Here is a 16,442-nt window from a genome sequence, read left to right as displayed (position 1 = left end):
TTATGAGTGGCAGTCGATACTTATAATCAACATGAATTATATATTAATATAATCTTAAAATAGCTTTAAGATGCGATAATCGCATCCCCTCACGGTCCTCCCGTATACTTGATATGCGTCCTGAAATTAATATTCAGAGTATGAATTCGTTTGAAAAAGGATATTTTCATGTATATGGGTAAAAAAATTCTGTTAGCCGCTGCTGTGGCTGCCATCGTATCGGGTTCTGCCTTTGCTGACGACCAGGGTTCGGGCAAAATAAAATTCAAAGGCGTTGTTATTGATGCGCCTTGCAACATAGCACCTGACAGCGTAGATAAAGAAGTCGATCTCGGTGAAGTGACCACAGCCGTGATCAATGCCAACAAAAAGTCTACCGCGGTTCCGGTTGATATCAATCTGGAAAACTGCCAGCTTGACGATCCGGCCGACGAGACTGACACTCCAATTACCAAAGTCGATGTCACCTTCACCAGCTCAGCGACAGACGCGACAGATACCAGCCTGATGACCAATACCTTCGCAAGTGGCGCACAGAACGTGGGCGTTCGTCTTCTGGATAACGCCGAAGCCAACATTACGCTGGGTGCATCTAATGAAGTTGCCCTGCTGGCAGGCTCAACAACTCAGACGCTGCACTTCAAAGCGTTAATGGAAGTGCTTGCAGGCAAAACCGCTACGGCGGGTCAGGTTGAAGCAACGGCCAACTATGTTCTGATGTACAAATAATAACATCACGTCACGGTATAAACCGGCTGGCATTTAATGCAGCCGGCAATCTATATTTTTTGAGTAACAGGACGATGACATACAAATTACAATGGATAATTATTATTACGTCCCTGTTAATGACTAAAACTGCCGCCGCGACTGAGTTTAACATAAATGCAATTGATAAAGATCAGCGCGGTAGCGTTGACTTATCTCTTTTCAAAGATCAAATCGCCGTAATTCCGGGCAACTACTTTGTTACGGTTTCCATTAATGATATTCCTCTGGCAAACGGCTGGCAGCTTCGCTGGCGAGAAATGAATAATCAGGTACAGGTCTGTATCCCATCTGAATTGGCCGATACCTTTGCTCTGCAGGACACTATTCGCAGCGCCCTGCCCAAAAAAGAGGGATGCATTGATTTTTCATCCAGACCCGATATTAAGTTCACCTTTGATCAGGCCAGTCAGACGCTCAGGGTAACCATTCCTCAGGCCTGGCTACAGTACCGAGCCACAGACTGGATGCCACCCTCCACCTGGGACAACGGCGTGCCCGGCGTGTTGCTGGATTACAACCTGTTCGCCAGTCATTACCAACCCAATAACGGCTCTGGTACGGACAACGCCAACAGCTACGGCACCGCGGGTGCAAATATGGGCGCGTGGCGGTTGCGCAGCGATTATCAGTACACGCAAACGCATACCGATGCTGGCTCTGAACATGATGGTCGCTTTTCGCGCGTCTATATGTTCCGTCCTCTCCCCTCGCTCGGCGCCAAACTTACGCTGGGCGAAACGGATTTCCAGTCCGCTATTTTTGATGCTTTCACCTATACCGGCGCATCCCTGATTAGCGATGAGCGCATGCTGCCGTGGTCGCTGCGTGGTTACGCGCCACAAATTACCGGGATAGCACAAACCAACGCCACGGTTACCGTCAGCCTTGCCGATCGCGTGATTTACCAGAGCAAAGTCCCGCCCGGTCCCTTTGTGATTCAGGATCTTAACCAATCTGTCCAGGGTACTCTGGACGTCAAGGTGACGGAAGAAGATGGACGCGTCAGCACCTTCCAGGTCTCTGCAGAATCGGTCCCATTTTTAACCCGCAAAGGTCAGGTTCGCTACAAGTTGGCGACCGGGAAAGCGCGCAAAGACGCTTCGCATGACGTTGAAGATAACGCGTTTCTGAGCGGTGAATTCTCCTGGGGGATGCTGTCACAAACCTCCCTCTATGGCGGTACGCTCGCCGATGGCGACCATTACCGATCCGTCGCTGCCGGTATCGGACAAAACATGGAGTACCTGGGCGCCCTCTCTTTCGACATCACGCAAGCGACCAGCCAGTTGCCCAATCAGAATAGCCAGACGGGCTACAGCTACCGCTTTAACTACAGTAAGCGTTTCGATACCACAGGCAGTCAGCTTACGCTCGCCAGCTACCGCTACTCAGACCCTCAGTTCCTGAGCTACGCCCGTTTTCTGGACTATGACAATAACGACCGACAGTCAGAAAAACAGACGCTCAGCGTGACGGCCAGCCAATACATTTCGGCGTTATCACTCAACCTCTATGTGAATATGCTGCGCCAAACCTGGTGGAACGACTCGCCCTCCACAACGGGCAGCGTGACCGCTGGCTACAACTTTGACCTGGGTCGCTGGAAAAACCTGGGCGTCACCCTGTCGTGGAGTAAAACGCATTATGAAGATGAAAACGACAATACGCAGTTCTATCTCTCACTGAGCGTGCCGCTCGATCCCGATCATCGACTGAATTACGACCTGCGCAACAGCGACAGCCTGAGCCAGAACGTATCGTGGTATGACACATCAGACAGGAATAATACCTGGGGCGTTTCCGCGGGCACCGAGAGCGAGAAGTCAGATGCTGGCGCGCAGGTAAGCGGCAACTATCAACATTATTCCCCTTATGGCGATCTCAATCTTTCCGGGAGCTATAAGGCTAATGAATACAATTCCCTGAGCGCCAGCTGGAACGGCTCGTTTACTGCAACGGCGAAAGGTGCCGCCCTGCACCGCCGTAGCTACGGTAATGAACCGCGCGTGATGGTCAGCACCGACGGCGTAGGCAACATCCCGCTGAACATGTCGCGGGATGAAACAAACCGGTTTGGCATTGGTGTTTTACCGTCTATCTCCAGCTATTCACCCGCCAGCGTGCAGGTCAATATGAACAACCTACCCGATGGCGTAGACGTTGACACCCGCGTCGTCACCTCAACCTGGACAGAAGGCGCGATTGGATTCCGTCAGATTGCCACGCGTGCAGGCAACGATATTGCAGGCATCTTACGCACCGCTTCCGGCACGCCGCCGCTGGGTGCGGTTGTTCGCCTGCTGGAAAACGACCGGCAGATTGCCATGGTCGCCGATGACGGCCACGTCTGGCTCGGTGCCGTAGAGCCAGAACAACAGTTCCGCGTAACGTGGGGAGACAATCAGCAGTGTCGCTTCGCGTTACCTTCACACCTTGAAAACAGTATGCAGTTGATACTGCCATGTCAGTAAGAAATCATGATCAAATTAACTCTATTCAAAAGACTGAGCCTGATGCTGGTCGGCGCAGCATTCACCACCCACGCGGCCGTAAACCTGGACCGCACGCGTATTGTCTTCCCGGAAAGTGACAAAGCCAGCAGCCTGAAGGTTGAAAATCAGAGTAAGGCGTTGCCTTATCTGGCGCTCTCCTGGATTGAAGATGAAAAGGGCCGCAAAGAAGACACGCATTTCATGGCGCTCCCTCCCATTCAACGCCTTGAAGCGGGTTCCGCGTCGCAGGTCAGGATCGTTAAGCAAGCGGCCACCAGCCAGCTGCCGAAAGACAGAGAATCCCTGTTTTATTTCAACCTGCGCGAAGTGCCGCCGAAAAGCAGCAGCGCCAGCGATGAACGTAGCGTTATGCAGGTCGCGATGCAGAGCAGGATCAAACTGTTCTGGCGTCCAAAAGCGATTACCAAAAAGCCCGGTGAGCTGACGGAAATGCGCATGGAAATTTCAGCCAATGCCAAAGGGCTGACCGTGCATAACCCCACGCCGTATTACATCACCCTCGCGTGGCTCAGCAAGAATGCGAAGACCATGCTGCCGGGCTTTGACAGCCTGATGATCGCGCCTTTCGCAACGGCAACCACGTCTACGGGTGACTATCACGGCAACTACTACAGCATCGGTTACATCGACGATTACGGTGCGCTGAAAAAGGTCGACGCGCAGTGCGCCGGAACGGCTCAATGCACGCTCACCGAACGGAAGATCGATAAAGATGCGAAATATCGCTAACGTAGTGTTTATACTGCTGCTCTCAGTGCTGCCTTTAAAAGACGCGCTGGCGCTTGACTGCTACCTGGGCGGTTCCGGCGGTCCCGTTGAAGAGGTCAAAACGATCTCTCCGTTTGCTATTCCCAGCAATGCGCAGGTGGGTGAAAAAATCTGGGAGTCAGATGACATCAAAATCCCGGTAACGTGCGATCACAACGTCACGAGCAGTTTTCAACCTGAAGACGTTTTTGGCTGGGTGAACCCCTATCCTTCTGCCACCGATCCCTATTATGAACTTGGGGTAACCTATGAAGGGGTAGACTACGATGCAACAGGCCAGCCCAACGGCGTCGATACCCGACAGTGTCTGGACAACCAAAACATCACAATCTATACCCCTGACCAGATCCGACAAATGGGATGGGAAAATCGCATCTGTTCCGGTAACCCGGACGATATCCACACCTCACGCACCTTTGTCGCTCGCCTGCGCTTATACGTCAAAATCAAAGCGATGCCGCCCCACGGCTACGTCAGCTCGCTGGGGGACTACATCGTCGTGCAGTTTGACGGAAAAGGTGGGGTTAACCAGATGGTGGACGCGAAAAACCTCAAATATCATATTAACGGTCTGCAAAATATTACCGTTCTGGACTGCGGGGCGACGTTCAGTATTTACCCTGAGAACCAGGAGATTGATTTCGGCACGTTTAGCGCGCGCGATATTGTGAATCAGCAGACGCGCACTCGCACATTTTCGGTACGAACAACCAAAGTGCAGGATGCGCAATGTTCAGATGGGTTCAAAATGGATTCGTCGTTCTATACCACAGAGTCACTCAGCACCGACGATACGGCGTTATTGATAGGGAACGGCTTAAAGCTGCGGATCCTTAACGAAACGCAGCAGCCCTACACCTTCAACCACTATGAAGAGTATGCTGATTTTACGGGCAGCACGTTGCAATATGAGCAAACCTACACGGCAGAGCTATCGCGCGTGGAGGGTCAAGCCATTCAGTCCGGCCCGTTCGAAACGGTGGTGCTGTTCAAAATTAACTATCACTAGACACAAAAAAGCCGGGTTTCCCCGGCTTTTTCACATCAGCCATTTCAGCTGGCTTTGCGCTCGTGCGCCTGGCGATACTCAACCAGATCTTCGATCGTCACGACCGGCATGTTGTGCAGACGCGCAAAGGTGATGCACTCCGGCGCGCGCGCCATGGTGCCATCATCGTTGGTCAGTTCACACAGCACGCCTGCAGGTTTGAAGCCTGCCAGCGTCACCAGGTCGATGGTCGCTTCGGTGTGGCCGCCGCGGGTCAGCACGCCGCCCGCCTGCGCGCGCAGTGGGAAGACGTGGCCAGGACGATGCAGATCGGATGGCTTCGCACCGTCTGCAATCGCGGCACGTACGGTGGTCAGACGGTCAGCCGCAGAGACACCGGTGGTCACGCCATGCGCCGCTTCGATGGTCACGGTAAAACCGGTACCAAAGGCGCTGGTGTTGTTTTCGACCATCATCGGCAGTTCAAGCTGCTTACGACGATCTTCGGTAATACACAGGCATACGATGCCGCTGCCGTGACGGATGGTCAGCGCCATCTGCTCAACGGTCATGTTTTCGGCGGCGAAAATCATATCGCCTTCGTTTTCACGGTTTTCATCGTCAAGCACCATCACACCGCGGCCTTCGCGCAGTGCATCCAGTGCATGTTCAACACGTTGAGTTGAAGTGCCAAAAGAGGAAAGTAGCGTCTGATTCATGGTAAAAAAACCTCATTAACATTATGGTTACCAGAATCAGGGCAGTCTTAGGAGCGCCGTATAAGCGGCAAAAAGATAACGTGAGCGGGCCCATGCCCGACTGGATCGTTACTCTCTCCCATCCGGACTCTAACCGTCGGCCCCGGAATTACACCGGATCTGCTGACCTTTGAGTTTTCACCCAAAGCGCTCGCGGGCTTTCAGCGTTAAGCTGATTTACCGCCGGTGGGGAATTTCGCCCCGCCCTGAGAATAAGCGAGATAACTATAACGCTATTGATTATCCTGGGCAATGCATAAGCATCAAACAATTTTGTTTACCCCGGGCATGACGCGCTACAATGGACACTGACACCTTTCCATCAAGGGAAACGACAATGATTGACCCGAAGAAAATTGAGCAAATTGCGCGTCAGGTTCATGAATCTATGCCAAAAGGCATTCGTGAATTTGGTGATGACGTTGAGAAGAAAATCCGCCAGACGCTGCAGGCGCAGTTGGTTCGCCTTGATTTAGTCAGCCGCGAGGAGTTTGACGTACAGACCCAGGTTCTGCTGCGCACCCGCGAGAAGCTGGCACTGCTGGAACAGCGTCTGACCGAGCTGGAAAACCGCAATGCGCCGGAAGAAGTGAAACCGGCACCGGCTATTCCACCGGTGGACGACCAGGCGTAAGTGCGGCCTGTTGCGCCCGGTGGCGGCTACGCCTTACCGGGCCTACATGAACGCGTAGGTCGGATAAGGCGCAGCCGCCACCCGACATAAAAAACGGGCCAGCTGGCCCGTTTTTTACTGACTGTCTTTCTGGATCTTCTTGATGATGTTGGTGGTTGAGCACCCGTCCTCAAAGTTGAGTACCATCACCTCACCGCCGTTCGCCCAGACCTCCTCGCTACCCGCGATTTGCTCCGGCTTGTAATCCCCGCCTTTTACCAGCAGGTCCGGCAGAATGCCGGCAATCAGGCGCTGCGGCGTGTCTTCTTCAAACGACACCACCCAGTCCACCGCTTCCAGCGCGCCGAGCACAATCATGCGCTGCTCGAGCGGATTCACCGGACGCGTTTCCCCCTTCAGGCGTTTCGTCGACGCATCGCTGTTAACCGCCACAATCAGGCGATCGCCCAGCTTGCGGGCATTCGCCAGATACGAAACGTGGCCCGCGTGCAGGATGTCGAACACGCCGTTGGTCATCACCACTTTTTCACCACGCTTGCGCGCGGCGGCGACGGCCACTTTAAGCTCGTCTTCGGTCATCACGCCAAAACCGGTATCGGCACGACCGCGCACCGCGTTTTCCAGCTCGATTGGCGAAACGGTAGACGTCCCGAGTTTACCGACTACCACGCCCGCCGCGGCGTTGGCAAAGTAGCACGCCTCTTCCAGGGAGTTTCCTGCCGCCAGCGTCGCCGCCAGCACGCCGATCACCGTATCACCGGCACCGGTCACGTCGTACACTTCCTGCGCCTGGGTTGGCATATGCAGCGGCGGTTTGCCCGGCTGCAGCAGCGTCATCCCCTGCTCGGAGCGGGTGACGAGCAAAGCAGACAGCTCGAAATCAGCAATGATCTTCATGCCGCGCTCAACCAGTTCTTCCTCGGTTTTGCACTTGCCCGCCACCGCCTCAAACTCGGAGAGGTTTGGCGTCAGCAGCGTCGCGCCGCGATAGCGCTCAAAATCGGTCCCTTTCGGGTCGATCAGCACCGGGACGTTGGCTTTACGCGCCAGCTGAATCATCGTCTGCACGCTCGCCAGCGCGCCTTTGGCGTAGTCGGACAGCACCAGCGCGCCGATATTGCCCAGCGCCTGATTGATACGCTCGTGCAGCGGCTCAGGATCAACGCCCTCGAAACCTTCTTCAAAGTCGAGGCGGATCAGCTGCTGGTTACGCGACAGCACGCGCAGCTTGGTGATCGTCGGGTGGGTCGGAACAGAAACGAAGTCGCACTTCACGTTCACGTCCGCCAGCGACTTGCTCAGCGCGCGCGCCGCATCGTCGATGCCGGTCAAGCCCACCAGACGCGACTGGGCGCCCAGAGAAGCAATGTTCATCGCCACGTTTGCCGCGCCGCCGGGACGCTCTTCAATGGTGTCGACCTTAACCACCGGTACCGGTGCTTCCGGAGAGATGCGGCTGGTAGGACCATACCAGTAGCGATCCAGCATCACATCCCCAACAACCATTACCCCAGCACGTTCAAACTCTGGCAGTGTTACTTTCATTCCTGACTCCAGAAAGATTCACAATTTGCGCGCGATAATATCACACTTGATTTGTTACGCACGGTTCCACCAGCCACTTCTGCCAGCTGGCCGTTACCTGAGCACGTTCATGAGCAAAACAGTCCAGCGCCACATGCCCCGGCTGCTCCTGCAGCGCCAGGTGATGAAGCTCATCGCGCAGCGTCGTGTAGGCGCGGGTTAAGGCCTGCGCCTCCTGCTCGTCCATAATGTCGTTTTGCGCCAGCAGCTCCAGAATGCGCACGTTATCGGACCAGCGCGTTAGCTTCGGCTTGTCGTGGGCATGCAGCAGCACCAGATACTGGGTAATGAACTCAATATCGGTAATCCCACCCTCGTCGGCTTTAATATCAAAGCGATCGCGATGTTTATTGCCGAGATGCGCGCGCATTTTCTCGCGCATTTCGCGCACTTCCGTTTGCAGCGTGCTGCCATCACGCACGGTGGTCATAACCTCCTTACGGATGACGTCAAACTGCGTTTTGAGCTGCGGATCGCCATACACCACGCGAGCGCGCACCAGCGCCTGATGCTCCCACGTCCAGGCTTCATTCTTCTGGTAATCGGCGAAGGAGTCCGTCGAGGTGACCAGCATCCCCGCCGCGCCGGACGGACGCAGACGGGCATCCACTTCATACAAAATGCCCGACGAGGTGCGGGTGCTGAACAGGTGCATGATGCGCTGCGCCAGGCGCAGATAGAACTGGCGCCCGTCAATCTCGCGCTCGCCGTCGGTCATCACGTCAACCGGGCAGTCGTGCAGGAAGATTAAATCCAGATCGGAGCTATAGCCCAGCTCCCAGCCGCCAAGCTTGCCGTACCCCACGACCGCGAAGCCGCGACCCTCACGGTCGGCCAGGTGTTTCGGCTGGCCGTAGCGCGCCACCATCTGCACCCACGCCTGATGGACCACCGCGTCGATGATCGCTTCCGCGAGCCAGGTTAAGTGATCGCTCACTTTCATTACTGGCAGCGTTCCGGCGATATCCGCGGCCGCCACGCGCAGCATCTGAGCCTGCTTAAACTGACGGAGCGCTTCAAGCTGTTGCTCTTCGTCCTCTTCCGGCACGCGCAGCAGATACTGACGCAGCTCGTCACGGTAGGCATCCGTCGCCGTCGGCTGATAAAGGGTATTTGGATCGAGCAGCTCATCCAGCAGCAGCGGGTAGCGCGCCAGCTTGTTGGCCACCATCGGCGACGCGGCGCAGAGCGTAATCAGGTGCTTCAGCGCGCCAGGGAACTCGCTCAGGAGTTCAAGGTAGGTGGTACGCGTGATAATCCCGCTCAGCAGCGGCATCATCCGCGACAACGGCACCGGCGCATCCGCCCGCGAGCAGACCTCGCTCAGCAGGTGCGGCATCAGGTGATCCAGCACCTGACGGCCGCGCGGGCCGATGGCGCGTTTGTTCAGCTCAAGACGGAAATCCGCGATCAGCGCCACCACGCGATGGCGCGCGTCGTCGGTTAAGTGCGTCAGCACCGGCGTGGTGTCATCTTCCTGGAGCGCGTCCTGCCACAGCTCGCGCCAGTGCTCGGAAAGCGCATCGTCCTGCGATTCACTTTCGTCATCACCGATCAGCTCGTTAAAGATGCGGCGTACGCCTGCCATATGGGCATCGAGCCGTTCGGTCAACGCTGACCAGTCCTCCACGCGCATGCCCCAGGCCAGACGCGCCCTGTTCAGGTCGTCGCCCGGCAGGGTCTGGGTCTGTTCATCGTTGATGCTTTGCAGCAGGTTTTCCAGACGGCGCAGAAACAGATAGGCCTCGCGCAGGGTTTGCGCGTCGCCGTCCGGCAGCAGGTGCAGCTGCTCGATGGCGCTCAGGGTCGGCAGCAGCGAGCGGGACTGCAGGGACGGCTCACGGCCGCCGCGAATAAGCTGGAAGACCTGAACGATAAATTCGATTTCGCGAATGCCGCCCGCGCCGAGCTTGATGTTGTCTTTCAGCCCGCGGCGGCGCACCTCGCGGGCGATCATCCCTTTCATATTACGCAGGGACTGGATCACGCTGAAGTCGATGTAGCGACGGAACACGAACGGACGCAGCATGGCGCGCAGCTCGTTGGCGTAAGCGTCGCCGCTGTCACCCATGATCCGCGCTTTGACCATCGCATAGCGCTCCCAGTCGCGCCCCTGCTCCTGGTAGTAATCCTCCAGCGCGGCAAAGCTCAGAACCAGCGGTCCGCTGTCGCCAAACGGACGCAGGCGCATATCCACGCGGTAGACAAAACCGTCCTGCGTGGGCTGATCCAGCGCCTTAATCAGACGCTGACCGAGGCGGGTAAAGAACTGGGCGTTGTCCAGCTCGCGACGGCCGCCGCGCGTGGAGCCGTTCTCCGGCCAGGCAAAAATCAGGTCGATGTCGGAGGAGAAGTTCAGCTCGCAGCCGCCCAGCTTGCCCATCCCCAGAATCAACAGCGGCTGAGGAACCCCTTCCTCACTGCACGGCGTGCCCCACTCTTTACAGCAGGCGGCGTAGAGCCAGTCGCGCGCGGCGACAATCAGCGTTTGCGCCAGCTCGCTTAACTGCTGCAGCGTGCTCTCTTCGCTCACCCGCTCCAGCGCCTGCGCCCATGCGATGCGTACCATCACCCGACGGCGGAACTGGCGCAGGACGCGCATCAGCGTGGCCTCATCCGCCACGTCGTCGAGTGCAGTCTGCAGCCAGCCAGCATAATGCCGCCACTCGTCCGCCTGCGGCGGTGCGTTCTCAAGCTCCGCCAGCCAGTCCGGGTTGGCGGCGATACTTTCCTGCACAAAATCACTGAATACGAGCACGCTCTTTGCCTGCTCGCTTAACGATGACGCCGGTAATGACTCAGGCAGACGTTCGCAAACGGTCTGCCACTGCTGCTGTAACGCTGAAGAAAGCGGCATTATTGGGGTTCCTTGCCAGAGTTAACGTTTTCCGCTGTGCAGCCAGAACGGCTCCTGCGAAATGGCCTCGTTACGGAAATGCTCAATCTCAATATGCTGGCGGGTTTCAATGGCATGCTTCAGCCCCTGCCAGTTTTCCAGCCACGCCTGCGCCTTTGGACCATCGTAGGCACCGGAAAGGAGCAGCATGCTGTCGATATTGCGCGACAGACGGGGAAGCTGATCGCCGTACTGATCGCCAAGCGGATACGCAAAGGTGCTCTTCAGTTCGGCCGCATGACGGGAAAGATGAATATCCGCGAAACGCTTAAAGTTTTCCGCGATTTTGGTCTCCGCTTTCGCATCCAGGAAGGCGCGCCAGCCGCGCGTCACCAGAAACTCGGTCAACGCCAGTTTTGCCGAAGCGGATTGCGGGCTGTAGATCGCCGTTTGCGCCGATACGTCAGAGAGCATCAGCGTTTCGGTTTGCGTCAGCAGGTCACGTAAGTGAGCGCTCGCTTTGCGAGGAACAATACCGCCGAAGAGCGTCAGGGTATGGCGCACCAGGGCAATCGCCGCCAGCACGTGGGATTTCGCGTTTTTCACATTTCGCACCCACAGCTCTTCATGGTACTGCCACTGAGAAAGCGCCAGCTCCAGCGCGGCTTCCAGACCCTGTTCAACGCTGGCTTTCGGCGCAACGTGCAGGATGGTCGTTTCTTTCAGCACGCGCGGCGCATTTCCGGCGGCCAGATGGTAACCCCGCGCGGCTTTACTCAGGCTTCCCTGACGTAATCCGGACTGGTTTACCAGCCTGCGCGCCAGCTTCAGCACGTCATTCGCGTCCCCTTCCAGCAGCTCAAGCTCCAGTTCACAGATCGGCTCCTGGAACTCACCCGCCTTCACGTCACCCAAATCGAGGGCGATTTCGATGCGGCTTTTGCCTTCCGTCACCAGCCATTTCTCGCGCCAGAAATCGGTGCTGAACAGCGGCTGAACCTGTTCCGCCAGCGTGGAAGGCAGCTCGCCTTCCGGCCAGACTTCCGCCGGGAAGCGTTCCAGCTCAAGTTCTGGCTTACTGATGTCGATATTGTATTCCGGGCGCTGGTGTAAACCGCCGACCACCCGGCCGGCAATTTTCATCGTCATCTCGTAGCGCCCGCTCGCACCGCGGATGCGCAGCCCCATATCGTGGCGGCGAAGCCAATTGTCTGGCGTTTCGTAATAGATATTAAGCAGTTGTACCGGTGCATGGTGTTCGCCGGAAAGCGTATGCAGATGCTGGCGGAGTGCGTCAACGCTGTCTTTTTCGACGATAAACTTTAATTCGATTTCTTGTGCCATAGCCTTGTACTTTTGCGTGCGTCACAGACGCGTCAATGAGGGCGAACTTCCTCGCCATTTGTTTGTCAGTACATAGTATTTTGCGCCAAATTGCCATGCAATGAGCAATTTGTCGGGCGTAAATCTGTAGAGTCGTGACACAGATGATTCTGATTGCTGACGAATGCTTTGCGTAGAGACACTGTTGCCACTACTATCGTTCCACTATTTATGAAAATAACGACTAATGATGCTTAAATTACGCCTGATTGGACTTACTTTACTCGCTTTTAGCGCCGCAACCGCAGTGCACGCTGAAGAGAAGCGTTACGTTTCTGACGAACTGAACACCTGGGTACGCAGCGGCCCCGGAGATAATTATCGCCTCGTGGGCACGGTGAATGCCGGCGAGGAAGTCACCCTGTTACAGACCAACGCGGACACCAACTATGGTCAGGTTCGCGACAGTACCGGTCGTACTTCCTGGATCCCGCTGAAAGAGCTGAGCACCGTGCCAAGCCTGCGCACGCGCGTTCCGGATCTGGAAAACCAGGTGAAGACCCTGACCGACAAGCTGAACAACATCGACGGTACCTGGAACCAGCGCACCGCTGAAATGCAGCAGAAAGTGGCGCAAAGCGACGGTGTCATTAACGGTCTGAAAGAAGAGAACCAGAAGCTGAAAAACGAGCTGATTGTCGCGCAGAAGAAGGTGAATGCCGCCAATCTGCAGCTCGACGACAAACAGCGCACCATCATTATGCAGTGGTTTATGTATGGCGGCGGCGTGCTGGGCGTGGGTCTGGTGCTGGGTCTGGTCCTGCCGCATCTGATCCCAAGCCGTAAGCGTAAAGACCGCTGGATGAACTAATTCGTCTTCTCTGCCAGACTTACGTATCATTCTGGAAAAGAGAAAACGGGAGTGTCAGGCGTGAAGAGTTATCTGGTCGGTGGTGCGGTACGTGATGCGTTGTTAGGTCTGCCGGTCAAAGATAAAGACTGGGTGGTGGTGGGCGCCACCCCTGAAGAGATGCTCGACGCGGGCTACCAGCAGGTAGGCCGCGATTTTCCCGTGTTCCTGCACCCGAAAAGCCGTGAAGAGTATGCCCTGGCGCGTACCGAGCGGAAATCGGGCTCGGGCTATACGGGCTTCACCTGCTATGCCGCGCCGGACGTGACGCTGGAGCAAGATCTCCTGCGCCGCGATCTCACCATCAACGCGCTGGCGCAGGACGAGCACGGGCAGATCGTTGACGCCTATGGCGGTCAGGACGATCTGCGCAACCGTCTTTTACGTCACGTTTCCCCGGCGTTTTCTGAAGATCCGCTTCGCGTGCTGCGCGTGGCGCGCTTTGCCGCGCGTTACGCCCATCTCAGTTTCCGTATTGCCGATGAGACAATGGCGCTGATGACCGCCATGACCGAGGCGGGCGAGCTTGAACACCTGACGCCAGAGCGCGTCTGGAAAGAGACGGAAAATGCGCTCACCACGCGCAACCCGCAGGTCTTTTTCCAGGTCCTGCGCGACTGCGGCGCGCTGAAGGTGCTGTTCCCGGAAATAGACGCGCTGTTTGGCGTGCCTGCCCCGGCAAAATGGCACCCGGAAATTGATACCGGCGTACACACGCTGATGACCCTGAGCATGGCGGCCATGCTCAGCCCTGACGTGGACGTCCGCTTTTCTACCCTGTGCCACGATCTCGGCAAAGGCTTAACGCCAAAGGAATTCTGGCCTCGCCACCACGGGCACGGCCCGGCTGGGGTGAAGCTGGTCGAGGGGCTGTGCCAGCGTCTGCGCGTGCCGAACGAGATCCGCGATCTGGCGAAACTGGTGGCCGAGTTCCACGACCTGATCCACACCTTCCCGATCCTGAAACCAGCCACCATCGTTAAGCTTTTCGATAACATCGACGCCTGGCGCAAACCCCAGCGCGTAGAGCAAATTGCGCTCACCAGCGAAGCGGACGTGCGCGGCCGTACCGGTTTTGAAGCGTGCGATTACCCGCAGGGACGTTTACTGCGTAAAGCCTGGGACGTCGCGAAAGCGGTGCCCACAAAGGACGTTGTCGAAGCAGGATTTAAAGGACCGGAAATTCGCGAAGAGCTCACGAAACGGCGAATTCAGGCGGTGTCGGACTGGAAGGAAAAGCATTGCCCTCAGCCGAAAGACTGAGGGCCATCGGTCAGAAGAAGACCACGTACACCGCAGCCGCCACGATAAAGCGATAGATTGCGAACGGAATAAACGAGATACGCTTAATCAACTGCAGGAAGGTTTTGATGGCAATCAGCGCCACGATAAAGGCGGTGATGAAGCCAACGGCGAACATCGGAATGTCGCCAGCCGTCAGGAAGTGATAGCTCTTATAGACGTCGAGAACCGTAGCCCCCATCATCATCGGCACCGCCAGCAGGAACGAGAACTCTGACGCGGCGTAACGGCTCACGCCCATCAGCATCCCGCCAGAAATCGTTGCGCCTGAGCGCGAGAAGCCCGGCCACAGCGCCAGACACTGGAAGCAGCCAATGATAAACGCCTGACGATACGTCATATCGTCCAGACCTTCCGCGCGCGGCGTTTTTGGCTTCAGCACTTCCGCGGCGATCAGCAGGAAGCCCCCCACCACCAGCGCGTACATGACGTTAATCGGGTTAAACAGAGATTTGATGGCGTCGTGGAAAACCAGGCCCAGCACCACCGCAGGGATCATCCCGAGCAGGATATGGATCAGTGACAGACGACCTTTACCGGCCCCCTCGTGCTGAGGCGGACGGCCAAAATGGATGCCGATCAGGCCAAACAGGCGACGCCAGAACATCACGACCACCGCCAGAATAGACCCCAGTTGGATCACCACTTCAAACGTTTTTGCGGTATCGCCTTCAAAGCCCAGCAGATGGCCAACGATAATCATATGGCCCGTACTGGAAACCGGCAAAAACTCCGTCAATCCTTCGACCACACCCAGTATTGCCGCCACCAGCAGCGAGTGCATATCGCTCATCTATAAACCCCTAAAAAAGATATAAAAAAACGGTCGCCCCAACGGCTACCGTGAAAGATACAGCTTTAAGACCGGTATAACCTAAATTGGTTTAGCAATTATGACGTTAATTCTTGCCTTTCAGATTTGTGCCACGCTCAATGATGACGCCCACATTGGCGGCGCGCGCCACCGCGCCCGGTTTGCTCAGCTTGATGCGCACCCACGGTGAGTTGAATTTTTTCAGCAGCAATTCTGCCACTTCTTCAGCCACCCGTTCGACGAGCGCAAAACGTTGTCCTTCAACGTGTGCGATGACCGTTTCACTGATATCGGCGTAGCTCAGACAGTCATTCACGTCATCGCTTTTTGCCGATTTGCGGTTATCCCAGCCCATTTCGATATCGAACACCAGCTTCTGCTCGATGGTCTGTTCCCAGTCGTAAACACCAATTGTGGTGATTACCGAAAGTTGCTCTATAAATACAATATCCATCACGACCTGCCTGCTTTTTGGCTAAACCGGATACCACTTCCGGCGAATTATGCGTATTATCCACAGATGCTGAGAATACAGATACATTTTCAAAACGGAACAGCGTTATGAGTGCAATCGCGCCTGGAATGATCCTCCTCGCCTACCTTTGCGGCTCAATCTCCAGCGCCATTCTGGTCTGCCGCATTGCCGGGTTACCTGACCCGCGTGAAAATGGTTCCGGGAATCCGGGGGCGACCAACGTACTACGAATTGGCGGCAAGGGAGCAGCCGTAGCGGTTTTGATTTTTGATGTTCTGAAAGGGATGTTACCCGTCTGGGGCGCGTATGCGCTGGGCGTCACGCCGTTCTGGCTGGGGCTCATTGCGATTGCGGCCTGCGTCGGCCACATCTGGCCCGTATTCTTCGGCTTTAAAGGCGGTAAAGGCGTGGCGACCGCCTTTGGCGCCATTGCGCCCATCGGCTGGGACTTAACCGGCGTCATGGCCGGAACCTGGCTTCTGACCATTCTTTTAAGCGGCTATTCGTCGCTGGGCGCTATCGTCAGCGCGCTGATCGCCCCGTTCTACGTCTGGTGGTTCAAACCCCAGTTCACCTTCCCGGTGTCGATGCTCTCCTGTCTAATCCTGCTGCGTCATCACGACAATATCCAGCGCCTGTGGCGGCGGCAGGAGACCAAAATCTGGACGAAGCTCAAGAGAAAGAAAAAAGACGCGCCGAAGAGTTAGTTATGCCTTATAGCCAAATGTGATTTTGGTCACCTTCTGCCTGTGGTAACTGTTAGGGA

At 56.3% G+C, this 16,442-nt stretch carries 14 protein-coding genes and 1 riboswitch; of the genes, 8 read left to right on the top strand and 6 right to left on the bottom strand.

What is annotated here, in order from left to right; translation table 11 throughout:
• The first annotated feature begins 168 nt into the window (after window positions 1-168).
• From N037_RS09620 to N037_RS09605, 4 genes are all read left to right on the top strand, one after another.
• Window positions 169-729: a fimbrial protein gene (locus tag N037_RS09620; protein ID WP_032640543.1), complete on the top strand. Its 561-nt coding sequence runs from the start codon at window positions 169-171 to the stop codon at window positions 727-729.
• Window positions 730-803: 74 nt separating this feature from the next.
• The gene (locus N037_RS09615) at window positions 804-3,242 is read left to right on the top strand and encodes a fimbria/pilus outer membrane usher protein (RefSeq protein WP_032640541.1); all 2,439 of its coding nucleotides are present in this window, start codon (window positions 804-806) and stop codon (window positions 3,240-3,242) included.
• 9 nt (window positions 3,243-3,251) lie between these two features.
• Window positions 3,252-4,013 (top strand): fimbrial biogenesis chaperone, encoded by a 762-nt coding sequence (locus N037_RS09610; RefSeq protein WP_082440892.1) that lies wholly within the window; start codon window positions 3,252-3,254, stop codon window positions 4,011-4,013.
• Complete coding sequence (locus N037_RS09605; RefSeq protein WP_032640537.1) at window positions 3,997-5,061, top strand: fimbrial protein; 1,065 nt, start codon at window positions 3,997-3,999, stop codon at window positions 5,059-5,061. Before N037_RS09610 ends, N037_RS09605 begins: the two co-directional genes overlap by 17 nt.
• Before the next feature lie 44 nt (window positions 5,062-5,105).
• Here the strand turns inward: N037_RS09605 and ribB are convergent, their stop codons facing one another.
• Window positions 5,106-5,759, bottom strand: coding sequence for a 3,4-dihydroxy-2-butanone-4-phosphate synthase (gene ribB / locus N037_RS09600; RefSeq protein ID WP_010435670.1), 654 nt, complete (start codon window positions 5,757-5,759; stop codon window positions 5,106-5,108).
• A 106-nt stretch (window positions 5,760-5,865) separates the two neighbouring features.
• Window positions 5,866-6,016, bottom strand: a riboswitch (FMN riboswitch).
• Window positions 6,017-6,135: 119 nt separating this feature from the next.
• On the opposite strand from ribB, the gene ubiK reads away from it, so the two are divergent.
• Window positions 6,136-6,432: a ubiquinone biosynthesis accessory factor UbiK gene (gene ubiK, locus N037_RS09595; RefSeq protein WP_003862539.1), complete on the top strand. Its 297-nt coding sequence runs from the start codon at window positions 6,136-6,138 to the stop codon at window positions 6,430-6,432.
• A gap of 114 nt (window positions 6,433-6,546) precedes the next feature.
• Here ubiK and hldE read toward each other — a convergent pair whose 3' ends face one another.
• Genes hldE through N037_RS09580 form a run of 3 tightly spaced genes read right to left on the bottom strand, consistent with a single transcriptional unit; the run spans window position 6,547 to window position 12,196 of the window.
• The gene (hldE, locus tag N037_RS09590; protein WP_032640535.1) at window positions 6,547-7,977 is read right to left on the bottom strand and encodes a bifunctional D-glycero-beta-D-manno-heptose-7-phosphate kinase/D-glycero-beta-D-manno-heptose 1-phosphate adenylyltransferase HldE; all 1,431 of its coding nucleotides are present in this window, start codon (window positions 7,975-7,977) and stop codon (window positions 6,547-6,549) included.
• Window positions 7,978-8,017: 40 nt separating this feature from the next.
• Window positions 8,018-10,873, bottom strand: a complete 2,856-nt coding sequence (glnE, locus tag N037_RS09585; protein WP_032640532.1) for a bifunctional [glutamate--ammonia ligase]-adenylyl-L-tyrosine phosphorylase/[glutamate--ammonia-ligase] adenylyltransferase — start codon at window positions 10,871-10,873, stop codon at window positions 8,018-8,020.
• A 21-nt stretch (window positions 10,874-10,894) separates the two neighbouring features.
• On the bottom strand, window positions 10,895-12,196 hold the full coding sequence (locus tag N037_RS09580) for a CYTH domain-containing protein (RefSeq protein WP_023333444.1): 1,302 nt from the start codon (window positions 12,194-12,196) through the stop codon (window positions 10,895-10,897).
• 229 nt (window positions 12,197-12,425) lie between these two features.
• Here N037_RS09580 and N037_RS09575 point away from each other — a divergent pair, with 229 nt between their 5' ends.
• On the top strand, window positions 12,426-13,046 hold the full coding sequence (locus tag N037_RS09575; protein ID WP_024906484.1) for a TIGR04211 family SH3 domain-containing protein: 621 nt from the start codon (window positions 12,426-12,428) through the stop codon (window positions 13,044-13,046).
• 60 nt (window positions 13,047-13,106) lie between these two features.
• Window positions 13,107-14,348 (top strand): multifunctional CCA addition/repair protein, encoded by a 1,242-nt coding sequence (locus N037_RS09570; RefSeq protein ID WP_024906483.1) that lies wholly within the window; start codon window positions 13,107-13,109, stop codon window positions 14,346-14,348.
• A gap of 10 nt (window positions 14,349-14,358) precedes the next feature.
• On the opposite strand, the gene bacA is transcribed toward N037_RS09570, so the two are convergent.
• Both bacA and folB read right to left on the bottom strand, forming a co-directional pair.
• Window positions 14,359-15,180 carry an undecaprenyl-diphosphate phosphatase gene (bacA, locus tag N037_RS09565; RefSeq protein WP_023333446.1) on the bottom strand — a complete coding sequence of 274 codons (822 nt, stop codon included), beginning with the start codon at window positions 15,178-15,180 and terminating at the stop codon, window positions 14,359-14,361.
• A 106-nt stretch (window positions 15,181-15,286) separates the two neighbouring features.
• Entirely contained in the window at window positions 15,287-15,655 is a 369-nt protein-coding gene (gene folB / locus N037_RS09560) for a bifunctional dihydroneopterin aldolase/7,8-dihydroneopterin epimerase (RefSeq protein WP_023333447.1), read from the bottom strand.
• Between the two features lie 107 nt (window positions 15,656-15,762).
• Here folB and plsY point away from each other — a divergent pair, with 107 nt between their 5' ends.
• Window positions 15,763-16,383 carry a glycerol-3-phosphate 1-O-acyltransferase PlsY gene (plsY, locus tag N037_RS09555; protein ID WP_023333448.1) on the top strand — a complete coding sequence of 207 codons (621 nt, stop codon included), beginning with the start codon at window positions 15,763-15,765 and terminating at the stop codon, window positions 16,381-16,383.
• Window positions 16,384-16,442: the final 59 nt, after the last annotated feature.

The organism is Enterobacter sp. EGD-HP1 (assembly GCF_000733275.2).
Lineage (GTDB): Bacteria > Pseudomonadota > Gammaproteobacteria > Enterobacterales > Enterobacteriaceae > Enterobacter.
The sequence above is the reverse complement of the archived record's forward strand: the minus strand, read 5'-3'. Positions and strand labels throughout refer to the sequence as shown.